At 37.4% G+C, this 20,801-nt stretch carries 14 protein-coding genes; 3 read left to right on the top strand and 11 right to left on the bottom strand.

The window, feature by feature from the left end; translation table 11 throughout:
• The first annotated feature begins 43 nt into the window (after positions 1–43).
• The gene (locus M983_RS01030; RefSeq protein ID WP_245683987.1) at positions 44–319 is read left to right on the top strand and encodes an RpnC/YadD family protein; all 276 of its coding nucleotides are present in this window, start codon (positions 44–46) and stop codon (positions 317–319) included.
• Between the two features lie 203 nt (positions 320–522).
• On the opposite strand, the gene ychH is transcribed toward M983_RS01030, so the two are convergent.
• Positions 523–801 carry a stress-induced protein YchH gene (gene ychH / locus M983_RS01035; protein WP_066745686.1) on the bottom strand — a complete coding sequence of 93 codons (279 nt, stop codon included), beginning with the start codon at positions 799–801 and terminating at the stop codon, positions 523–525.
• Positions 802–1,141: 340 nt separating this feature from the next.
• Here ychH and pth point away from each other — a divergent pair, with 340 nt between their 5' ends.
• Positions 1,142–1,732 (top strand): aminoacyl-tRNA hydrolase, encoded by a 591-nt coding sequence (pth, locus tag M983_RS01040; protein WP_066745696.1) that lies wholly within the window; start codon positions 1,142–1,144, stop codon positions 1,730–1,732.
• Positions 1,733–1,896: 164 nt separating this feature from the next.
• Positions 1,897–2,988, top strand: a complete 1,092-nt coding sequence (ychF, locus tag M983_RS01045; RefSeq protein WP_066745699.1) for a redox-regulated ATPase YchF — start codon at positions 1,897–1,899, stop codon at positions 2,986–2,988.
• A gap of 213 nt (positions 2,989–3,201) precedes the next feature.
• Here the strand turns inward: ychF and M983_RS01050 are convergent, their stop codons facing one another.
• From M983_RS01050 to M983_RS01095, 10 genes are all read right to left on the bottom strand, one after another.
• Positions 3,202–7,095, bottom strand: a complete 3,894-nt coding sequence (locus tag M983_RS01050; RefSeq protein ID WP_167348665.1) for an RHS repeat-associated core domain-containing protein — start codon at positions 7,093–7,095, stop codon at positions 3,202–3,204.
• Positions 7,096–8,465: 1,370 nt separating this feature from the next.
• Positions 8,466–10,235: an NlpC/P60 family protein gene (locus M983_RS01055; RefSeq protein ID WP_066745705.1), complete on the bottom strand. Its 1,770-nt coding sequence runs from the start codon at positions 10,233–10,235 to the stop codon at positions 8,466–8,468.
• Positions 10,236–12,468: 2,233 nt separating this feature from the next.
• Positions 12,469–13,620, bottom strand: coding sequence for an adhesin (locus M983_RS01060; protein WP_066745708.1), 1,152 nt, complete (start codon positions 13,618–13,620; stop codon positions 12,469–12,471).
• Between the two features lie 13 nt (positions 13,621–13,633).
• Positions 13,634–14,167 (bottom strand): fimbrial protein, encoded by a 534-nt coding sequence (locus tag M983_RS01065; protein ID WP_066745711.1) that lies wholly within the window; start codon positions 14,165–14,167, stop codon positions 13,634–13,636.
• Positions 14,167–14,700, bottom strand: a complete 534-nt coding sequence (locus tag M983_RS01070; protein WP_066745714.1) for a fimbrial protein — start codon at positions 14,698–14,700, stop codon at positions 14,167–14,169. The genes M983_RS01065 and M983_RS01070 overlap by 1 nt, the downstream gene beginning before the upstream one ends.
• The gene (locus M983_RS01075) at positions 14,693–15,124 is read right to left on the bottom strand and encodes a fimbrial protein (protein ID WP_245683988.1); all 432 of its coding nucleotides are present in this window, start codon (positions 15,122–15,124) and stop codon (positions 14,693–14,695) included. Before M983_RS01075 ends, M983_RS01070 begins: the two co-directional genes overlap by 8 nt.
• A gap of 29 nt (positions 15,125–15,153) precedes the next feature.
• Entirely contained in the window at positions 15,154–15,885 is a 732-nt protein-coding gene (locus tag M983_RS01080) for a fimbrial biogenesis chaperone (protein WP_066745721.1), read from the bottom strand.
• Between the two features lie 57 nt (positions 15,886–15,942).
• Positions 15,943–18,474, bottom strand: a complete 2,532-nt coding sequence (locus M983_RS01085; RefSeq protein ID WP_066745724.1) for a fimbria/pilus outer membrane usher protein — start codon at positions 18,472–18,474, stop codon at positions 15,943–15,945.
• 55 nt (positions 18,475–18,529) lie between these two features.
• Positions 18,530–19,108, bottom strand: coding sequence for a fimbrial protein (locus tag M983_RS01090; protein WP_066745727.1), 579 nt, complete (start codon positions 19,106–19,108; stop codon positions 18,530–18,532).
• A gap of 211 nt (positions 19,109–19,319) precedes the next feature.
• Positions 19,320–19,877: a fimbrial protein gene (locus M983_RS01095; RefSeq protein WP_066745730.1), complete on the bottom strand. Its 558-nt coding sequence runs from the start codon at positions 19,875–19,877 to the stop codon at positions 19,320–19,322.
• Positions 19,878–20,801 lie beyond the last annotated feature (924 nt).

Here is a 20,801-nt window from a genome sequence, read left to right on the forward strand (position 1 = left end):
AATATCTAATGACATCATTACTATCCTTAATTACCTGTTTATTGTGTTGGATTCACCTCACTTTGAGTCCATTGTTCAACAACTCAGTGAACAGGCTGATAAGCATCAGGAGGCTATCGTGAGTATTGCACAACGTTTGCAAGATAAAGGCGAAAGGATTGGTTGGGAAGGACACCAAAAAGGCATTGAGCAAGAAAGACTACGAGCCTATCAGTGCCAACTAGAAATGGCTCGTCACCTGCTTAAAAATGGTATCAATATAGAGTTAGTGATTGAAAGCACGGGACTTAGCCGTGAAGAGTTAACCGAGATTTCATAAAAACCTCTCGTTATTTAATAACGAGGGTTTTTTATCATAAATATTAAATAGCAAGACATTACAGATAATGCTTTGTTATTAAATATCGTGGTTGATATCTATTATCTTTTAGGTACAAATATTTTCAGTCACTAATTTATCATATTAGCGGTATTTAATTATCTCTTATTTCCCAATAGCCAGATTGTTATGATAAATAAAAATTATGGAAAACGATGGTTATTATGACGACGATAACGTTCATCATAATGACGCAACCACCAATAACGTTCAGCTACAGTTTCTCTACCCCCTATACGTGCACCTGCTAACCAAACAAATGCACCAATAAATATTCCCATAAGAGAGAGATCAGCTAATATTTCAGGCAGGCCTATAGGAAAAATATGACTAATTAAATTATAACCAAGGCTACCAAGCATCGTAACCATTCCTACCGCCATTAAAAAGTTCCCCATTGCAAAAGCATGTTTATATTTCATGTTGTACCTCCACGCAGGTGTCTGACGATCCAACAAAAAAACACATCAAAATGACTTACTATTATTAATGATTAGTATAGTCATAAATGCCAGAGAATGAGTGTCGTAGTGATCACAAGCTCTAAAAATTATGAGTAATTCTTTGCAAAAAATGTTATTTGCGTATTTTAAGTTGTTATTGACAATATTTTGTTATTTTTCGCTCTATTTGCTAAATAAAGCCGATTATTTAACGAGCTGATTATTTAAAAAATACAATATCTACAATCTATTTTGTGCTTCTTCGATTAGAAAGGTAAACTATGCCTTTCTTTTAAGACGATAACAGTGAAAGGCTATTGTGAGTAAAATTAAACTTATCGTCGGGTTAGCAAACCCCGGTGCAGATTATGCCCAAACTCGCCATAATGCGGGTGCTTGGTATGTTGATTTATTGGCTAGACGCCATCAACAATCTCTAAAAGAAGAGAGCAAATTCTATGGATATACTGCTCGCATTAATTTAAATGGTAATGATGTCCGTTTATTAGTACCAACAACTTTTATGAATTTAAGTGGTAAAGCAGTACTTGCGATGGCTAATTTTTATCGCATTGAACCTAATGAAATCTTAGTCGCTCATGATGAACTCGATTTACCACCTGGCATTGTAAAAATGAAATTAGGTGGTGGCAATGGCGGGCATAATGGATTAAAGGATATTCAAAGTAAATTTGGAAATAATCCTAATTTTTATCGCTTACGTATTGGCATTGGTCACCCAGGTGATAAAAATAAAGTGGTTGGTTTTGTATTAGGAAAACCACCAACAAATGAGCAAAAATTAATTGATGATGCCATTGATGAAGCGCTGTCATGTACTGATATTTTAATGCATGAAGGCTATGAAAAAGCGATTAATCGTTTACATAGTTTTAAAGCTGAAAAATAAGTTTTTGCTTAATTAGCCTATTTTGGGAACTATTCTTCTATTTTGCGCCATTACATTCTGATGATGTCATCAATCAGGGTTTTGTTTTATAATAGCGCCAATTTTTTTAACAATACAACAGGACACTTTTTTCCTGTTGTTTTTATGTAACAAGGTGAACGTTTATGGGATTTAAATGTGGTATCGTCGGTCTGCCTAATGTAGGGAAATCTACACTATTTAATGCCTTAACTAAGGCCGGTATTGAAGCAGCCAACTTCCCATTTTGTACTATCGAACCCAATACTGGCGTGGTTCCAATGCCCGATCAACGCTTAGATAAGTTAGCAGAGATTGTAAAACCTCAACGTGTTTTACCAACAACAATGGAATTTGTTGATATTGCAGGCTTGGTCAAAGGGGCTTCTAAAGGCGAAGGCCTAGGTAACCAATTTCTGACAAATATCCGTGAAACAGAAGCCATTGGCCATGTCGTTCGTTGTTTTGAAAACGACAATATCGTTCATGTTGCTGGAAAAGTTGATCCCGCTGAAGATATCGAAATCATTAATACAGAATTAGCTCTTTCTGATCTCGATACTTGTGAACGAGCGATTCAGCGTAATCAGAAAAAAGCCAAAGGTGGTGACAAAATTGCTAAAGCAGAAATCGATGTTTTAGAAAAATGTCTACCTCACCTTGAAAAAGCGGGAATGTTACGTTCATTAGAGTTAACAGATGAAGAAAGAGCGATTATTCGTTATTTAAGCTTCTTAACATTAAAACCGACAATGTATATTGCGAATGTTAACGAAGACGGCTTTGAAAATAACCCTTACCTTGATACCGTTTATAAAATTGCTGAATCTGAAGGTTCTGTTGTTGTTCCAGTTTGTGCGGCTATTGAAGCTGATATCGCAGAATTAGATGATGAAGAGCGTGAAGAGTTTATGCAAGATTTAGGTATTGAAGAGCCCGGTTTAAATCGCGTTATTCGTGCTGGCTATTCATTATTAAATCTACAAACTTACTTTACTGCGGGTGTTAAAGAAGTTCGTGCATGGACAATCCCTGTGGGTGCAACAGCACCACAAGCAGCGGGTAAAATTCATACTGACTTTGAAAAAGGCTTTATTCGTGCACAAACTATCGCTTATAACGATTTTATTACTTATGGTGGTGAACAAGGTGCTAAAGAAGCAGGTAAAATGCGTGCTGAAGGTAAAGATTATATCGTTCAAGATGGCGATGTAATGAACTTCTTGTTTAATGTGTAACCCACACTCTAGTTCTATATTGTCTTAATAAGTATCACCTCATAATAAAACAGCATAAAATTCATGATATTAATTGGATTTTATGCTGTTTTCGTCTCACTGAGTTTCATAAAAGCTCATAACAAAATAAGTACACTACAAAATACAATATTTTATCTTTTCTTTATTAGCCATTGATGAAATAATCAGCAATATGAATTTGATATCAATATATTATAAGTTAAATTGGTTCCTTAGACCTAAATATTGACTTATTTCTTCAGGCGTAAATCTCTCACTCGTGGTTGCACTGGAAATGCTTCTTCGCAATGTAATATGACCTACACTATCTCCTGTAAATAACACCTCATAATTTGTCTTTCGAAGACCACGCCCTTGATACAGAGTTTGGACAAAAATATTATTAGAATGATCTTGAGAATTCGAAACATCAAACAAGACTTCAAAAATAACTGCTTGATATTTTTTCCTAAAAATTTTGCTCATGAATGACCGATTTTGGTTTGTCTTTATCGCAGTTACACCCGCGTATCCCTCAGCAGTACCGAAATCTAAAGCAGCATAGAAAGCGGTTCCGTGTCGTGTTCCGCCTCCTTCACTCGCATACTTTATATAATCAATACCAGACATCAGGCTTTGTGTATATTTTGATGACGTTCCATGATAACCAATTACACGAGGTGTTTGACGTTGATTTGATGATGTGCTAGCTGCCGCCTCCAAAACACCATCTCCTCCCCCTCTCAGACGTAGCGGGTTACTACCACCGCTATTACCTTTAACCAGTTTACTTCGAGACTGCACCATACCATAGAGAGATGAGCCAGCTTCCATTAACTCTACAGTAAAACCAACAAGCCCAGTCGCCATAGAAACCCAACCCAACATGGATGTTGCACTATCTTCTGGGCTAACCTCTTCTGCCACACCACTCGCTATCGCAGTAACATCAGACATAACTCCCAAGCTTCCTGTCACTAAAGATGCCACTGATGCTGATGCAACTGTCGCAGAGATGACTCCCCACGTTGATATAGCAGAACCTGTTGTAATAACACTTGTTGCACCCATTGCAATCGTAGTTGCAATCAACGAGGTCCCAGCGGTGAATGCGGCTAAAAGTAGGCCTGCTATTCCGACTCCAATGCCGACTGCACTACCTGTACTCATATGACCTGATGGATCAGTAAAGTTAATGGGATCACCAGTACAGTAGGCATAAGGATTGATCCCCCCGTCACCAAACGGACTCTGAGAATCGGGACAGTTAAAGCGCATTAAAACGGGATTATATGTGCGATAACCATTCCCCAAATGGTAGCTACCACTGATAGGGTCACTCCGCTCACCATTAAAACCAGGTAATAAGTCAATCTGATTTCCGTTCCCATAAGGTGACCAGTTATGTAACGTCATCTCGTTTGTTTTACCCTCTGACCACACTACACTATTATTATAATCAGTACCCGTTATGGTTAAATTCTGACCATCACTAACACCTAGGCAGTTTAGCCCTTGTTTAATAAAGCGAATCTCCTGTTTGTCAGCAGAAAGTACTTCATTAATTAAATTATTTCCTCGATAGTAAAGTTCTCTTGCATCATTTTGGTTGACATCTTGACCCACTAGTCGATTAAGAGCATCATATTGATAGTGGCCTCCATTAATATTTTTACCACTAACGCTAATTAATCGCCCTATTGCATCATAAGCTAATGTTCGTCCCGCTTCATCCTTAGTCATTCGGCCATTAGCATCATATTCCAAATTAATCGTTTGTGGATATGTATTATGAGTATGAGTTATCTTAGATAACTGTGTGGGATCTTCTTTATTTAAGTAATAATAGGTAGCTTTATCTTCACTATTGTCCGCTAACGTGGTCACGACAGATGTTAAATTATTTATCGCATCATACTGATATAACTGTCCCGCTAATAAGTTGCCGTGAGCATCAGATGGTGGTGTACTACCACTAACATTATAGTTTATTAATCGGTAACGGCAGTCATACTCATAGCGTTCATCTTTAAGAACTAGGCTACCTTGCTTAGTCAAACGACGTGCCAGAAGGCCATTTTTTAATCGTTGCAACTCCATTTTTAGTGTAGCGCCGTTACCATCAGTCAATGTACGGCTAATTTCACGACTGAAATCATCATATTTAAGCGCCGTGGTTAGATTTGAATTACTCGTTTTACTCTTCACCATCTGAGTTGATAAACGTTTTAACGGATCGTAGCTTAATGCTACACTGAGCTCATTATCTGATATCTCTATGACTTGCCCATGCTTATTAAATGTATAATGAGTTTGCGCACCTGTAATATCAGTATAACTGAGAGGCGTTTGATTTAATGTGCTGGTATAACTAGCCTGTCTCTTATTCCCTTGTTGAGTAAATCGCTCCTCTATCAATTTACCTGACGATGACCAAACACAGCCGTATCCGATATCGCCTTCAGTCGCATTTAATAATTCACCAGTCCGTTTATCGTACTCATACGTCCGAACTATTCCAGCCCCTTTTACACTAAGAGGAACATTATCCAACTCTGGAATGTAGGTATATTTTAGTGAATCACCCGATGGAAAGATTATCTTTGCGGGCTTAGGAGATGCACCTTCATAAGAGTAGCTAGTCATGCGACCACCTACTATTTCTTCAATAATTCGCTCCAAACTATCATACTTGCGAATTCCCATAATTTGAGTACTACTGCTTCCATCTTTTTTAGGCGTTGTTACCTGAATACAACTAACCAGACTATCACTTGAATGAGGAGCATAGCTATAAGTAATCACCGTACCATCAGCCAAAGTTCTAGATATTTCCCTACCCCAAATATCATAACTGTAAGTGGTAATATTTCCGTCTGTATCTTCTTCTTGCCGTAATTTATCCAATCCATCATAGATATAGTTATATTTACTCTGCTCTACTCCAGAAACATCAATCATCGTCTCTTGTTGCGGCAATCCTGTTATTTTATCAAGACGCGTGCTAACAGTTCCACTTTTCATCAGCGATAAACCTTCATCATTTTGTGAAAAAGAATGAGTCAATCGCTGAACAGGATCTGATTGTGTGTGTTTACAAAGGTTATCTGAAAGTAGCATTTTGGAGGCATTCCCCCAGTTATCATAATCTGTGGTACTACTTATAGTAAAATTTTTAGGCGTATTCGATTTATCAGTAATCCAATCCCATGCCGTTGAAACATTTTGTTGACCAAAGGCATCATATTGCGTTGAAGTAATATCAAACCACTGCTGTGTATCGTCTATATCAAGCTGCTGCTGACGGATTTGGCGCCCTGCTCCATCAAAAAGGATCTTTATCTGATTACCAATGTTATCACGCATAATCGTATTAGGGCCTACTGCCGTAATTTCATATTTCCAGGTAGTGGTGTTTTCATAAACGGTTCCTACATTCTGTATTTTAGTCAGTACTCGTCCTAGTGAATCATAGGTATAACGTGTTAAAATACCCTGAGCAGAAACATCAGAATGCATAAGTCCGTTATATACAGATCGACTTTGTGTTACCGAAGATTTTAAGCCGTCATAACCAGTAAATGTGGCCTTTTGTGTCATTAGGCCACTGTCACTGACCTTCGTGTCAAAATCCTGTCTACTGGTAAAAGACTGCCCCTTTACATCCGAGTTATACAGGGTATCGATGAATGATGTGACGCGGCCATACTCTGTATTTCCGGTGTCTTCCTGATATTCCGTGGTGCGCACAGATAACAGCGTATCACCGCTGAATACGGATTCGGTATCTTGTACCACACAGTCCTTCCTATTGCCTAACAGGCGGTAGGTGTATGTTGTGATTTGCTCCGGTGTGTCATTATAATCACTGTCCCGCGGTGTTACCGTCACGGATTTCAGGAACCGAACAAACCCATTCGGTTCGGCCGGACAGTGGTGTCCGCCTTCTGCCGGATAAAATTCATAGGTGGTCAGTGTACCGTCAGGGGCTTTCATACTGACCGGATTACCGTGTTCATCAAATGCTGTTTCTGTAATTTCCGTACGGGTCCGCTCTGAGACAGGCAGAACAGTATCGGTCAAGGTAACCGTTTTCTTTGCGGGCATCTGGAACTGAGCTAGCTGTCCGTCAATAAAGACATAAGGCCTAGCATAATAGGCGGTTTTCTCCCGGATAATACTGCTGCCTTTACGGGTTTCCTCCAAGATTTGCAGGTGATAGTTATTGTATTCCCGCTTCGTGGTGACAGTGACACCGCCACTGGTGATAGTTTCCTCTGAACCGTAGGTATAATCCGTTAATGTGGTATAGATATAATCACTGTCAGGAGACCAGTTACCAAAGTTACCGTTGAAACCAAGGAAGTTTTGCGTGGTGTACGAGAAATGCCGAATTGTTTTCGGCTGTCCGGCCCCCGGATTACGGGTATGCGTGAACACTACAGGTAAACGGGTAGTGATACCGGATGCAGAAGGATACCTGAGTCCCTCCTGTCTGTTGTAAACAACGTCATCTGTCATTCCGGTCGGGTATTTCACGCCGGTCAGCAATAGATTACTCATTCCGGATATGGCATCATAACTAAAATAACAATTCAGAAAATTACTATCCGGTAATTTCCAGAAAATACGGTTCAGGTACTTATCATTCATCAATAGAAACTGTACGCTGTTTTCATCTCCGGTACCCGGCCACAGTGTCATCACAGATGATTCGTTTTTGTAACTTATCCGACATAATGTGACTGACTCATCCCGAACTTCAGACAATCGGGACACCTGTCCGCTCCAGTTCCAGGTCAGGTACAACTGTCGTCCGGCTGGTGATATGACCGTTGTAGTGAGAAATGTGTTGTTATCTTTAGCTTTTGTCAGTCGTTCGATCTTGCCGTTTTTCCAGAAAATGGTGTACCCTTCGCCATCTCCATGCCCATTGGTAAACTCAAAACGGAAACTTTTGAGCTTCTGGTTGCGTACTTTATTGGTACCGGGGCTGACCCGGTATTTTTCACCGTTACTCAGTTCCAGTAAATTAGTTCTGTTATTAAACTGTGTCAGACTCAGGGCAAAACCAGTGCCAAAACCACTATTAACGTTGTTGAGTGCTGAATAACTCAGAGACAGGGGGAGTTCAGGGCCCAGCAGATGATTACCGACTAACGATACAACGGGCAGATTAACCATAAACTGACCCGTGCGCGGGTCAACATCGGTGCTCATGGCACTGATAAAGTTGGATGTCTGTGACGTAAAACTGTCATTCATAATACATGCTCCTGATATAATCAGATCTTAAATAAATATTCGTGTATTAAAATAACCATAATCTAAGGCTATCTGTATTTCTGTAATGACAATGCCGGAGATATTTTTCCATAATAAGTAACCCTCCCTACCGGAGGGCTTATAATATAAAATCCGGTTTATCGTTCTAATAAATACAAATATGGCTGAGAGAAAATCATTGATATAATAATTTACTTAATAATTAAACTATTATGTCTCCAGACTGAACTGGTGCGTTTTTTCCATTTTTCGCTGTAAGCTTCCCTGCAACTTAGTCCCGGCGGTAAATGATGCAGCATCTGACCATTACCCATATAGATTGCCGCGTGTTGCAGTCTGGTTGATGGCAAATTAAAGATCAGCATGTCACCGGATTGAAGAGAAGTATCCTCAATTTTGACGAAGCCTTCTTCCGGAGCCTGTATTTCAAAGATATTTTTCTCGGGATCGAGGGAATAGACCTCACGTGGATAGTCATTGAGTACAATGCCTTCCTCCCTGAGAAAATAATCCCTGATTAGAGAGTAGCAGTCGTATTTGCCATAGATGTAGGGACGGTTTTCATAGTCAAGTTCAGTCTGCGGGAAAATAGTCAGACTCTGCAGGCTGGGCCATAAAACAAGCAGGTATGGCAGACTATCACGGTCACTCATTGCCTGATAGTCAGACACATCACGACTCAGGGCGTCAGGCACGCTGCAAATGACATGAGTGATTTCATGTGAATGCCTGAGCGACCCCAGCAAATCAGCATCCATCATTGCTCCTTGTTCAGGTGTCGGAGAAGTATTAACACATGGTTTGAATTCTGATTTATCATCATCCAGAGACAGCACACCACAAATCATATTAGGGATACTGTCGGTAATATGCTGAATAATATTCTCAGGAATACCATGGTTGCTGACATGTCGTGCTGTGTGTTCGGAGAAAACTCGTGAGTTGTCACGAAAACCTGTGTGTTTAATCTCTTTTCTATTATTGAATCGAATTATTGGGGAGGTTTTGTTGCCAAAATTATCGATGATGTCAACGTAGGTTTGCCCGTAATATTGCCAAGACGTCATTACAGAACAGTGACCATCGATCAATACAAAACAGACACCGGGCTGCTTATTTATTGTGTGTTGACAGGGGAACTCGTATTTACTAAAGGTGACGGTGAGTGTCTTGGATAAATTTTTCTTTCCATAATCCGCAGCACAGTCAAACGCTTGCCAAATCCAATACCAGTTATAATCGTTTCCGAATCTGGAACCGGACCTTTCGCTGGCTTTCACCGAGGAAATTTTATGAAGCGGTTTCTTAATGTCCAGATAATGGTTTGTCCCGGTAAGACTATACAAACGCGCTCCCCGATTTGATACACTGGATAGACTCGATGAATCCGTGTTCATAGAGAAGTCGTCAAGCGTATACTTATATGGTTCGATAGCTCTAATTTCGATATCGCTAGGCGCCTTGAAAGGCCCTCCGGTCGAACCGTTCACAGTATTAGTACCACTGGAAGTCGTTTTAAACTCGCCAACATTTGGAATGGCGATACCTGCAGCTATTTTTTTGTAAAGATTCCCTTTTGTACAGTACACATATAGTGAACAATAGTTATAGCCATCCTCAGGAAATAAATCAGGGTCTGCGTCTGTCCTAGACGAAGAATATTCCAGAGCACCTAAATAGTTATTTTTATTGAAGCTGACACGCCAGTCAGATTTTATTCCATACTCAAAATCGAAAGGTATTCTTTCCCCCGTTTGGTAATCACACAAGAAAATACTATTTCTCATTTCATTATTCGTCATCTCTATTGGAGTTGAGTTAATACCGCTATCCATTATTTTTACCTTGACGATAACCTCAATCATATTAAGGCCGTTTCCGTAAATAATAGCAGACCCTTTTGCTGTCCCCTGATACTGAATATTCAGACCAGCCAAATAGTCAAATTTGTCATAATACATAAAAACATCCTCCTAAGATGGTAAAACCTATCTCTTGCTACCAATCTTCACGTTAATATAGTAGGAGAGCATAAAAAAATAATTTCAATACTTTTCATTACACTAGAATAAATTTATAAAAATAAAAATATTGGAATCATAACCATTATTAAAATAATAAAAGAAATAGTATGTCCACATATCTTACAGAAAAAAATCCAACAATTTATTTTTACATTCAAACCTTCTGTTAATAGAGAAAATATTAACTAAAAATAAACATATAATTATTGATGGTTGTGTGATTCCAATCGTAATCTTGACCAGCACTATTTATTTTTCCGTTTTATAATGGCATTAAAAAATAGCTTTTATCATGTCATTTTTAATCATATATAGGTTCATCTTCTTTATTCAGTATTTTTACTGCAATTAAAATTTGAACCTTATTTGAGCCATTATAATAATTGTAGAGAATCTTTACATCCTCGGTGAATAACTAACTTTTAAACTATTTAGGCTATCAAAGCTTTTACTTCACCCCATAAAACTCACCTATTAAATTAATGATTACTTAGTGATTACACAATAGAGACACACTTCATTTCCACTTAAAAAATAAGTTAATTATCTAATAAAAAATGCATTTCAATATAAGTTAATAAATTATTAAATAGATTTAAAATAGCATTAAACCATTAATTTAAAATATATTACAGTCATTTTAAATGGCGGTACATATATTACAATCCAATAACTTTTTTATTTAATCATTACTAATAAAAGTAGATTAATTATTTTATTAACGCAATAAGTATAAGCAACTATGAGTAATTTTAAAATCAAATAACTTAACAAAAATATATAATTTACAATAAGTTAAAGTTAACACAAACTTTTATAAAAATAAAAATATTAAACATTAATAAAAAAATGCAGTGAATAAACTTAAGATAAATTAGATTAAACCAACATAAGCTTATTTTAGTAAAATATAAAACTATAATTAGCTGAAATTAAAAATAACCCGAAGTTCACTTTTAATAAATACTTTAACTATAAATTAAAGAAACTATAAAACATGTACCTTTCATTGCCTATTAAAAATTAACATCTCTTTATCTATTTCTCATCCACTTCTCATCCATATCCAATTCAACATATTATAATGTTTAGTACACATAAACTAAGACTAACTTTATACTCTTTTTCTCACTAACAAGTAAAAGTGCATTCACTATACTTGTTTAGAAATTAATTCTTAAGAATATCTACTCTCCATTTATAATAACGCCATACTAATCGTTACATTTCCTATCTACCCAGTCTTATTAATAAATTTAAGCCGACGGTTTATTTATTCTATCGTATCTTATCTCTATCAACTTTTTACTGAAATATTTTATAATACAAAATAAGAGGGTATAACTGGACGGGGCAGCATCTAGGACTATTAGTGCACATCAGATTAAAGCAAAATTTCTACATCTAATACCTACAAATATAGGCTCTTTTGCTGATGCATTAAAACATGATGTGATTTTCAATTAGCCGCTATCTGACATAGTAACGTTAATGATAATAAAGGAGAGTATATTCAGAGCTATGTTTAACAAAATATGACTTTTCTTTCTGAGCTTTATTATGATTCAGACCCATTTTGGGGAATAGGTGGTTTAGTAAGGTATAGTGTTATCTTCTCTTTGACTAATGAAAAACAAAAGCCCACACTAATTACTCACCAAAATGAAAATAATCTATTATTACAATAATTAATTATCTAGCGTTATATAGTCTTCTATGAGGAAACAGACCTAAAGTTTGATTTCATTCATAAATACCTATTATAAACACTTTGATATTGATACACTTTTACTTAGATAATTTTATCAATACTACTTCAACGGTTATATTGTTTTAAATAAGTACACGACTGAATACGAATTGAACCAGTCGAAATAGAATTTTTATAAATCAATAAGATAAAATCGAAATAACGGTTTGATGTGTAACCCACACTCTAGTTCTATATTGTCTTAATAAGTATCACCTCATAATAAAACAGCATAAAATCCAATTAACACCATGAATTTTATGCTGTTCTTTTTCTGCATGACAAAAACCTATTGATAAAAAGCATGATGGCTTCGTTATCGAATACATAGAAACTGAATGTGCTTGATATTAGGTGACTATCTAATTATGACATTAAATAAATGTGGAGCTGTTAGAAAATTAATATCAGAGCCATCAATTAATCGAATGTCGCTATCAACCAAGCAGACCCCTTATAATCACCAGGCATTGCATTCGTTCCTTGAATATGACTGCTAATCTTAACGGTGCTTATCTCTTCAATATCTATTTTAAAGTCTTTACCTGTTTGATTAGAGGCTTCATGAGTCATGGTCAAATCGCTATAGATTTTGCTGGTACTATCTTGACTGTTTATCAACGGTAATCGTTTTTGAGCATCTCCATCTGTCGCATAATCGAGACGTAATCGTACTTTTGTTGGCATTGAAAATTTGCAATTGTAAGTTATGGTTTCGGTTACAGTATCGTTATAATTTAAGGTGCTCAGCTGATTGTGTCGTAAGTTAAGCGTAGTCGCTTGCCCAGAACTGGTCGTTGTATTACAAGCTGCAACCAGATTTAATGTGGATGATGTCAATCGCATTGGGGCTGTTGATTCTTCTATTGGCCATGTATCATAAGGTGGAGCAACATCTGGGCTTGTAAATGCACGTACATATCCCCCCAAATCCATAGCAGGAATTACGACTTGACCATCAATAATACGATCATTGATAAAAAATGTTATTGTAAATGGAAATTGCTGAGTAAAATTTGTAATGGCTCGAATACCAGTAAATGCGGTACTACAACCATTGCCTAAGCCAGATAGTTTATTCCAATTAAGTATTTCACTTTCAACTGTCATAATTAAATTATTATTAATGCGATAGGCTCTTTTACCATTTAGAGTAATACCCGTCGAAGGAGAATAAATAAATAAACGGTGCCATACGTTACTGACAGGAAGATATGCAGTGCTATTTCCCCATGTCCTCCCCATACAATTTACTTGGCCAGATGAAACAACAGATGAGCTAGACTGATTGACAACAATCGGCTCTCCTACTCTATAATAATTTCGGCCATCAGAGCCGACCACTGGTGCTGAAGCGATTGAAGTATTACTAGCCAGAGCAATACGATATCCGTCATTTGAGTTTACAATCTTACCTGCATAACTGGCTTCAGTCACGGAAGGAAAAAGTAAACAACCAAGCAATACTTGGCTGATTAATAATACCTGTTTTTTGTTTTGGCGTATCAACGATTGATGTACTTCAAGTGATCGCCACCAATTCGTTAAGTACTTTTTTTTCAAAGGAAACATAAATACTCCCTGATTAATAATAGGTAACAGAAAATGTCACTGTTGATGTAAATTTGCCTAACGCTAATTCATTGATAGGAAGGGTACTCACTAACTGCGCTTGTAAATCCAGACGATAAAGTGTCTCATCAACTCGCTCAGGGTAAATGCGTTGGTTTTTATTCATCTCCAGAGGACGAACAGTGCCACCCGTTACTTCATTGAAATCAATGCCTAACCCATCAGTACTGGTGGCTAAAATATTTTTTCCGTTATATAACAAGGTACTTCCACTCTTAGATGTCATCATTACAGCCAATGTGTTGTTGAAATTACAATCTGAAATATAAAGCGAAAAATCTTTAACAATCGCTGATTGACTTAAGGACGCGATGTTAACGCTATTGAATCCAATTTTTAAAGGTGAACTACTATTTTCACTGCGGACATTACAAACGGGCTCAACCATGGTGGCCGTTACATCAATCAAGACGTCAGCATGACTACTGAATACTGTAAGCATTGATACTATCGCAATGGGTATTGATATCTTATTGAATATAAACATTATTCATACTCCACATTGAAGGTAACTATGCCAGAAAAATCCCCAGTGTTAGCATCTCCTGTCGCGGGCTTACGAACGAATACACCAAAATCAAATTGCTGTAATCCTTCCACAACATTAACATCGCCAATTGTCATCGGTTGGTTCCAAATTAAAGGCGTATTATTGTTGTCGACAAGCCCTAGAAGCACACCACTTTCACCTTTAGTGGTTAAAAAGGTATCACTACCAATATTGACCAAGTCATTGCTTTGCCATGTGAGTTTTATGATTTTTTGCAAATCCACTTCACTACATTTGTCAATATCAATCGAAAATGGAGTCACGTCACTGACCCCCGTTTCATTAATCGATTGCCATCGTAAATTATACAGCGTGATTTTTTGATTAAGGGAATCAGCGCTAACCTGACATGCGGTAGTAACTAATTCACCACTAAACTCAACATCTAAGCTATTCGCTGCTTGTACTTGAGATAAATCACCCCAAAATATCACCGGCAACAGCCAACCATATTTTGCTGCTTTATTCATAACTGACCTCTAAACGCAATATATGTTGGTCTTTCATCATGACGGGAAGAATGAGTGGGTTATCGCCATTTTGTAAAGAAAGTGAATGACGTTGCGAAAACACACCATGATGAGCATCATAAAATCGTATACTCACGGGGGTATTGGCCGCGATATCAGATAACGCCATTTCTCGGTAATCCTTTCCTGCCCCACACTCAGTCAAACGCACGACCTTATCTAAGCTTAAATTACACGGTGCATTAAATAATGTGGCATTCACCTGTATGTGACCTTGATGCAAAGGTTCATAACTTGATTGATTGACCGGCGTGCTGGCGACAGTGCTACCTGCTATTGCCAACTGACTTAATGCACTACCAACAATCAGTAATGTCACCAGATACCCAGTTGCTTTTACTAATATATTGTGTTTACTCATCATCTAGTCTCGTGCGTAATCGCATCTAAATATTACTGTTCGTTAGTAACCGTACAAGTTTCACCTTGACAACGAAATCCTAGCGTTGGCTTACCACCATAATCATTGATATACGTTAGATAAGGTGTGGACATGGCAGTTGAATCGACATCATGGGCCGTTTTAGGAGGTATCATCACTACATCGAATGCACTTTGCTCAGATGCCGTTTTGCTATTACCAAAACCAATCACGGTTAAATTAAAAGGCGTGGTGTTATTGATACGGTAACCATTCGCGATTTTAGTCAGCGTCACTTTATGTGACCATTTGGTTTGTGATTCAGACAAAATACTAACAGGGCGATAAAACAGTTTTACTCGTGATTGCAATGCAATTTGTAGAGTATTACCATCGGTCGATTTCGGTGGAACTTCTCGTAAATTAAAATAAAATACCGACTCTCTATCTTGTGGTAATTGGCTTAATACTGGGGTGGTGCTTAAACGGACTAAGCTGTTACTATTGGGTTCAATTCGCTGTAATGGCGGTGTCGCCAAAATAGCACCTTGAGTTAATTTATTTCCTTGCAAATCTTCAATCCAACTTTGGGCTAAGTAGGCCTCTTCGGGATTATCGTTAGTAATGGTGATATTAATTGATTTTTCTGATCCCGGAAAAATAATTCGTGTTCTATCTAATGTGACTGCACTATAGGCATTTGCAGAAATGATAGCAGTAATGCAAGCAATTGCCTTGATTAATTTTTGACTTAAATTCAACATAATTGACCTCATAAAATACATTAATAACTTATTTACTGCTTTATTGTGTTTTACTGTTTAATGTGGCGTGCTTGTTTCTGTCGCTAGCGAACATGGCAGCAATAACATGCTTGATAGTGACGTGATATCATTAGGAAGGTGTAAATCACATTGTTTTTTGCCACCCCAATAAACAGATAACATTTCATTGGCTGAGATCCCGACTAACCATGTCACACCGTCTTCACCTACAATGCCTAATTCACGATTATCCGCATTGCGCACACTTGCGCCAAAAGGCGGATTTTTACCGTTACTTAAGGATAAGATGGCAAACAGTTTTTCACCTTTCATCACAGATAGACTACGATAGCCAATCGCCCCTTTGGTTAATGTAATGTCTGTCGTTGAACCCAGTGTTTCTAGATTGTCGGGTAACTGACTAGTGTTAATGGATGCGGTGGACTTACGGTAGCTATTAATATTAGGAATAACAGCAAGCCCGAATCGGTTTGTTTTAATAATCCCACTTTGTAACGGAACATCGCTTATGCCTGGCGTTTCAATCATTAGTCGAGTATCCCCATTTGCGCTACGATGAAGCGCGACACCGTGTGTTGTTGCCGTGACGCCACTGTTAATAGACACACCAACACTACGATACTGTTGTGGTACATAGCTTGCGTTCGCAGTCAAATTAGCTTGAGAAAAATCTCGTGAATAATAACCACTAAAACTCGATTGACTGTCCATATTTTCCCCATGGTTATACCCAATATTCAGACTGTAGTTATCGCGATCGTTATAGCCACTATACCCAACACTGTGATTATATTGATTTGCACCACCCGCTCTCGAATACAACTCAGAAAACGTTATGTTATGCCCACTGTACAAAGGAACCGTTAAATACAGGTTAATCGAATCATCTTGATAGCCATTATGGCGCTCGGTTCGAGTTGCCGATAAAGCAATATTAGCGTCTTGTTGTGATAATCCAGGAATACTGATGTTCGTACTGGCGTATAAACCATATTGTGTCTGAGGTGTATCCTGCCAATAAGTACTATGTTGATAATTCAGCGATAAATTAAAATTATCGAAATATTTATTCAGATAAATTTGATAATTTTCTTTAGGTGTTTGTATTTCATTTCCTGTACGATCTTGATCCATAAACTGAGTTAAGGTTCGGTAATCTCTATCTGCGAATCGATACCCTGCAAAAGTGATATCAGTGCGTAATGCATCAAATGATTTGGCGTAATTAAGACGATATGAACGTCCTTGCTGATTTTTGTCTGCAAAGTGTGAAAAAGATTGCGTAATATCGAATGATAAAGCACCAAAGGAGAATAAATCTCGTCCAATACCAAGCGCCGTCGCTTGATAATCCTCATTGAGTTGGGACCCACCGTACAGTGACCACGCATTAGATAACCCATAGGATAGCTCTCCACTAATCACCGGCTTACCCGTGAGATTATGGCCATTATAGCGAGTTTTTCCGGTGGCTACTTTATAGACAATTCGCCCAGGACGCGTTAAATAAGGTAGTGATGCGGTGCTAATACTAAATTTTTTCTCGTCACCATTTTCTTCACGCACCGTCACATCCAGTACGCCTCGCACCCCGCTATCCAATGTCTGGATACGAAATGGCCCTGGAGGTACCGTTGTTTCTAAAATAACGCGATCTTGACTACGTACAATGACAGTGGCATTAGTATTTGCTACACCAATGATTTCTGGCGCGTAACCGACTAATTTGGGTGGTAACATTCGGTCATCACTTTCAAGGGAAACACCGCTGTATTGCCATGACTCAAACACATCAGAATAGAAATAGTTTTCCCCGATAGTCAAAATTGAAGCTTGTTTCTTCAAAGAAGTAAATGCATACAATCGGTTAAAATCAAAACGATGGGTTTCTTGTTGATTATTGCCACCATGTTGATTTTGATATGTCGCGTTATAATCCCCTCGAAAGCGCCAACTCCCAATATTAACGCCAGTCGTTCCATTGGTTGATAAATACACCTGTTTATTGCCTTGACTTTCTTCTGTAACGGTCGCATTAGCGTTATAATCGATAAAGGCACCATTAATACCTTCTTCCCAGAGTGCCGGTGGTATCCAGTTAGGATCACGATATTCCATCCATAATTGAGGAATGGTGATTTTCAGCGATAAGGTAGATAATTCAACAATCGACTGTACTCCGGTTAACCCAGATAAATCGAGGCACTGACCATCGTCAGAAAATGTCACTTTTTCTTTTACTGAGTCTTTTAGGCCAATAAGATCAAGTAAATTGGTGGGAATACAAATAAGTTGATTACTTGTTTTTTGTGGCGTACTTTGCTCAAAGACAGTAATATCACGAGGCGCACCTAAACGTTGGCCATTAACAAATACGGTTAATACATAATGTCCAGGAGGCACATAACCAGCAACAGAGAATTGGCTCATATCCACATTTTGTATGTCTTCTGCATCCAATACATCCGTATTGAACTCCGTTGCATACGCAGTAAATGCACTGGCACTCACAGCCACTAATACGGCCAGTTTCACTTTGCTGTGTTTGAATATCATACCTTGTTCCATCCTAAAGACTGCAAAAATAAGCCTTCAATGTGACTATTGAAGAAAATGACTGTACTTATTGATAATCGATAAAAAAACGAACGAGCCCTTGATAGCTACCGGCTTGTAACGGTTTTCCGGTTAACTCTAGCTGTAAGAAATATCGTAAAAACAAGGCATTTTTCGATTTATCCTGTTGTAACACGCTCTCAAACAAGGGATATGTCCTGCCTGGGATCAATACATTCTTCATATTATCGAGCACAGCAATCCCTAACCCTTGAGAAGGTCCTTGTAAAACAAAGGCATGGACATTATCAGCTCCTTGTCCGTCAAAACGTATCGTCCATGTTTTACTATCAATCTCGTTATACAGACTTCCACAATCACGAAGTTCAATAGTAAAAGGATGTGTGTGTTGTTCTCGCTTTGCTATTGTGGCGAGCGTTGTGATAGTTAATGAGGAAAAATCGACGGTTTGATAACGACTTGACATCACAATAGAACATGGGGTAGAGATAACCTGACCGACGAGTTGTGTAGTACCCTCATGACGGATCCCCACATTTTCGCTACCAAAAGCCGATATTTGACCAAAAAACAGTGTGAAAAGAACACTGATTACAGGTAAGCCAAACCGTGAATACGCAGTCACTTATTTTTCCTTACATTAGTAATCCGATTATCAAATTTACTCGGCAACGCTCATTGTGGATAAAAACTAATCATGTTTGGTGAAAGCCATCGATAGTGATTAGCTCAGCGAATAAATTCGTTTATTGTTTTAATTGAGAATACGAAAAGGGCAAATCACCCTTTTCGTAAGCAATAGGGATCATCAAACATACTAATGACCCACTACTGTTTTATTGGTATGTAATACGGAAATTAGAAATGGCACTGAACTGACCTTCAGCAACACTCTTAGATTGATCAATCGCTTTGGCTAACGCTTTGAAGTTAAGTGTAACTTCTGTACCTAAATCACCATTAGGTAACACATTTTCTGCCTTACCAAATTCAAAACCATCAATGGCGATACCTAAATTATTGGTGTTATTTGCTGATGTTAATAATAATGTTCTATCAGTCGAATAGTTTTGCCCAGTAAACACTATGTCCATTGATTTAACAGGATTTTTTGTGACATTGCCTTCTTCATCTTCTGTTTCACTGAAATCGGCAAAGTTACAGCCAGTAAAGGTAATGTCGAAATCTGCTTCTGCGATTTGTCCACTTTCGAGGGCATTACGAGAGAGTTGACCAAAGTCAACGGTTTGCTTTAATGAAGACTGTTGAATATTACAAGGTGTGTTAACAACAGAGCCCACAAAATTTATGGTACCAGTATTATCTGCCATTGCGCTTAATGGAAGAATAGATGCAGCAAATACCGATGCAACCGCTAATTGAGTTAATTTCATTTAATGTCCTTAAAAAAAATACAAAGGGAAACCATCAACTTATTTAATAAGAGATTTAGTTTCATTTTATTGATGAATATAAAGCCACTTCACTAACATTAATAAACCAACTGCATTTATATTAATGAAAGCATTATCCTTAACATTACTTAAATCCTTTTATTTAGTTTTACGGATGATAAACACAACCATAAAAACTGAAGGCAGTTAATTGAGCCTCAGCATATAATTATCTGTATATAAAAATCATTTTAATATTTTCCATATTTTAAACGGACAGAAAATTACATTCAGCACATATTATTTTTACGAATTTTTTGTTCATCACATTGGATTAATCAATTTAATTAATTTTCCTTTAAATAGAATTTTTCATCTATAAAATTAGTTCTTTCCATTGGTATCAACATTAAGAAATTATGGACAAAAAATCACCAACCAATCTCTTGCACTTTAAATATTATTAAAAACTTCAATATTTAGCCTATTATATTCATTTTCATCCCAAGAGATTTTTGTTGGCAAAATTAATTTGTCGCCCAAGATTCAAGCTGTTTAATAATTTATTTGACCACACTCAGCAGATAAACAACCATGTGTTTTTACGTATATACTTAGTTATATTGACATTCATTATCATCTATCATTGCCCATCACCACCAGCCTAAATATTGTACAATGATTGATTAAGTCAGCTACTCTGCATTGTCATAAAAAGACATTACAAAAAAGTCTATATTTCATATAGCTAACAACTAATAACACTTAAGTTGTGTAAACAATAGATTCCTTTACCTGGCCTGTAAATATGATTCTAACGATCAATATAATTAATACAATAGGCAATGCCTATCAAATGAATATTATTGATCTGAAAAACCGATTAAAAAAAATAATAAACTTAATAAATTCAAACAATAATAT

Origin of the sequence: Proteus myxofaciens ATCC 19692 (assembly GCF_001654855.1) — a bacterium.
GTDB lineage: Bacteria > Pseudomonadota > Gammaproteobacteria > Enterobacterales > Enterobacteriaceae > Proteus > Proteus myxofaciens.

Coding starts and splice junctions, on each gene's coding strand:
- M983_RS01095 (WP_066745730.1), bottom strand. CDS start 19,877: ATGAAATTAACTCAATTAGCGGTTGCATCGGTATTTGCTGCATCTATT.
- M983_RS01065 (WP_066745711.1), bottom strand. CDS start 14,167: ATGTTTATATTCAATAAGATATCAATACCCATTGCGATAGTATCAATG.
- M983_RS01085 (WP_066745724.1), bottom strand. CDS start 18,474: ATGGAACAAGGTATGATATTCAAACACAGCAAAGTGAAACTGGCCGTA.
- M983_RS01055 (WP_066745705.1), bottom strand. CDS start 10,235: ATGTATTATGACAAATTTGACTATTTGGCTGGTCTGAATATTCAGTAT.
- M983_RS01050 (WP_167348665.1), bottom strand. CDS start 7,095: ATGCCCGCAAAGAAAACGGTTACCTTGACCGATACTGTTCTGCCTGTC.
- ychH (WP_066745686.1), bottom strand. CDS start 801: ATGAAATATAAACATGCTTTTGCAATGGGGAACTTTTTAATGGCGGTA.
- ychF (WP_066745699.1), top strand. CDS start 1,897: ATGGGATTTAAATGTGGTATCGTCGGTCTGCCTAATGTAGGGAAATCT.
- M983_RS01060 (WP_066745708.1), bottom strand. CDS start 13,620: ATGTTTCCTTTGAAAAAAAAGTACTTAACGAATTGGTGGCGATCACTT.
- M983_RS01075 (WP_245683988.1), bottom strand. CDS start 15,124: ATGATGAGTAAACACAATATATTAGTAAAAGCAACTGGGTATCTGGTG.
- M983_RS01080 (WP_066745721.1), bottom strand. CDS start 15,885: ATGTTGAATTTAAGTCAAAAATTAATCAAGGCAATTGCTTGCATTACT.
- M983_RS01070 (WP_066745714.1), bottom strand. CDS start 14,700: ATGAATAAAGCAGCAAAATATGGTTGGCTGTTGCCGGTGATATTTTGG.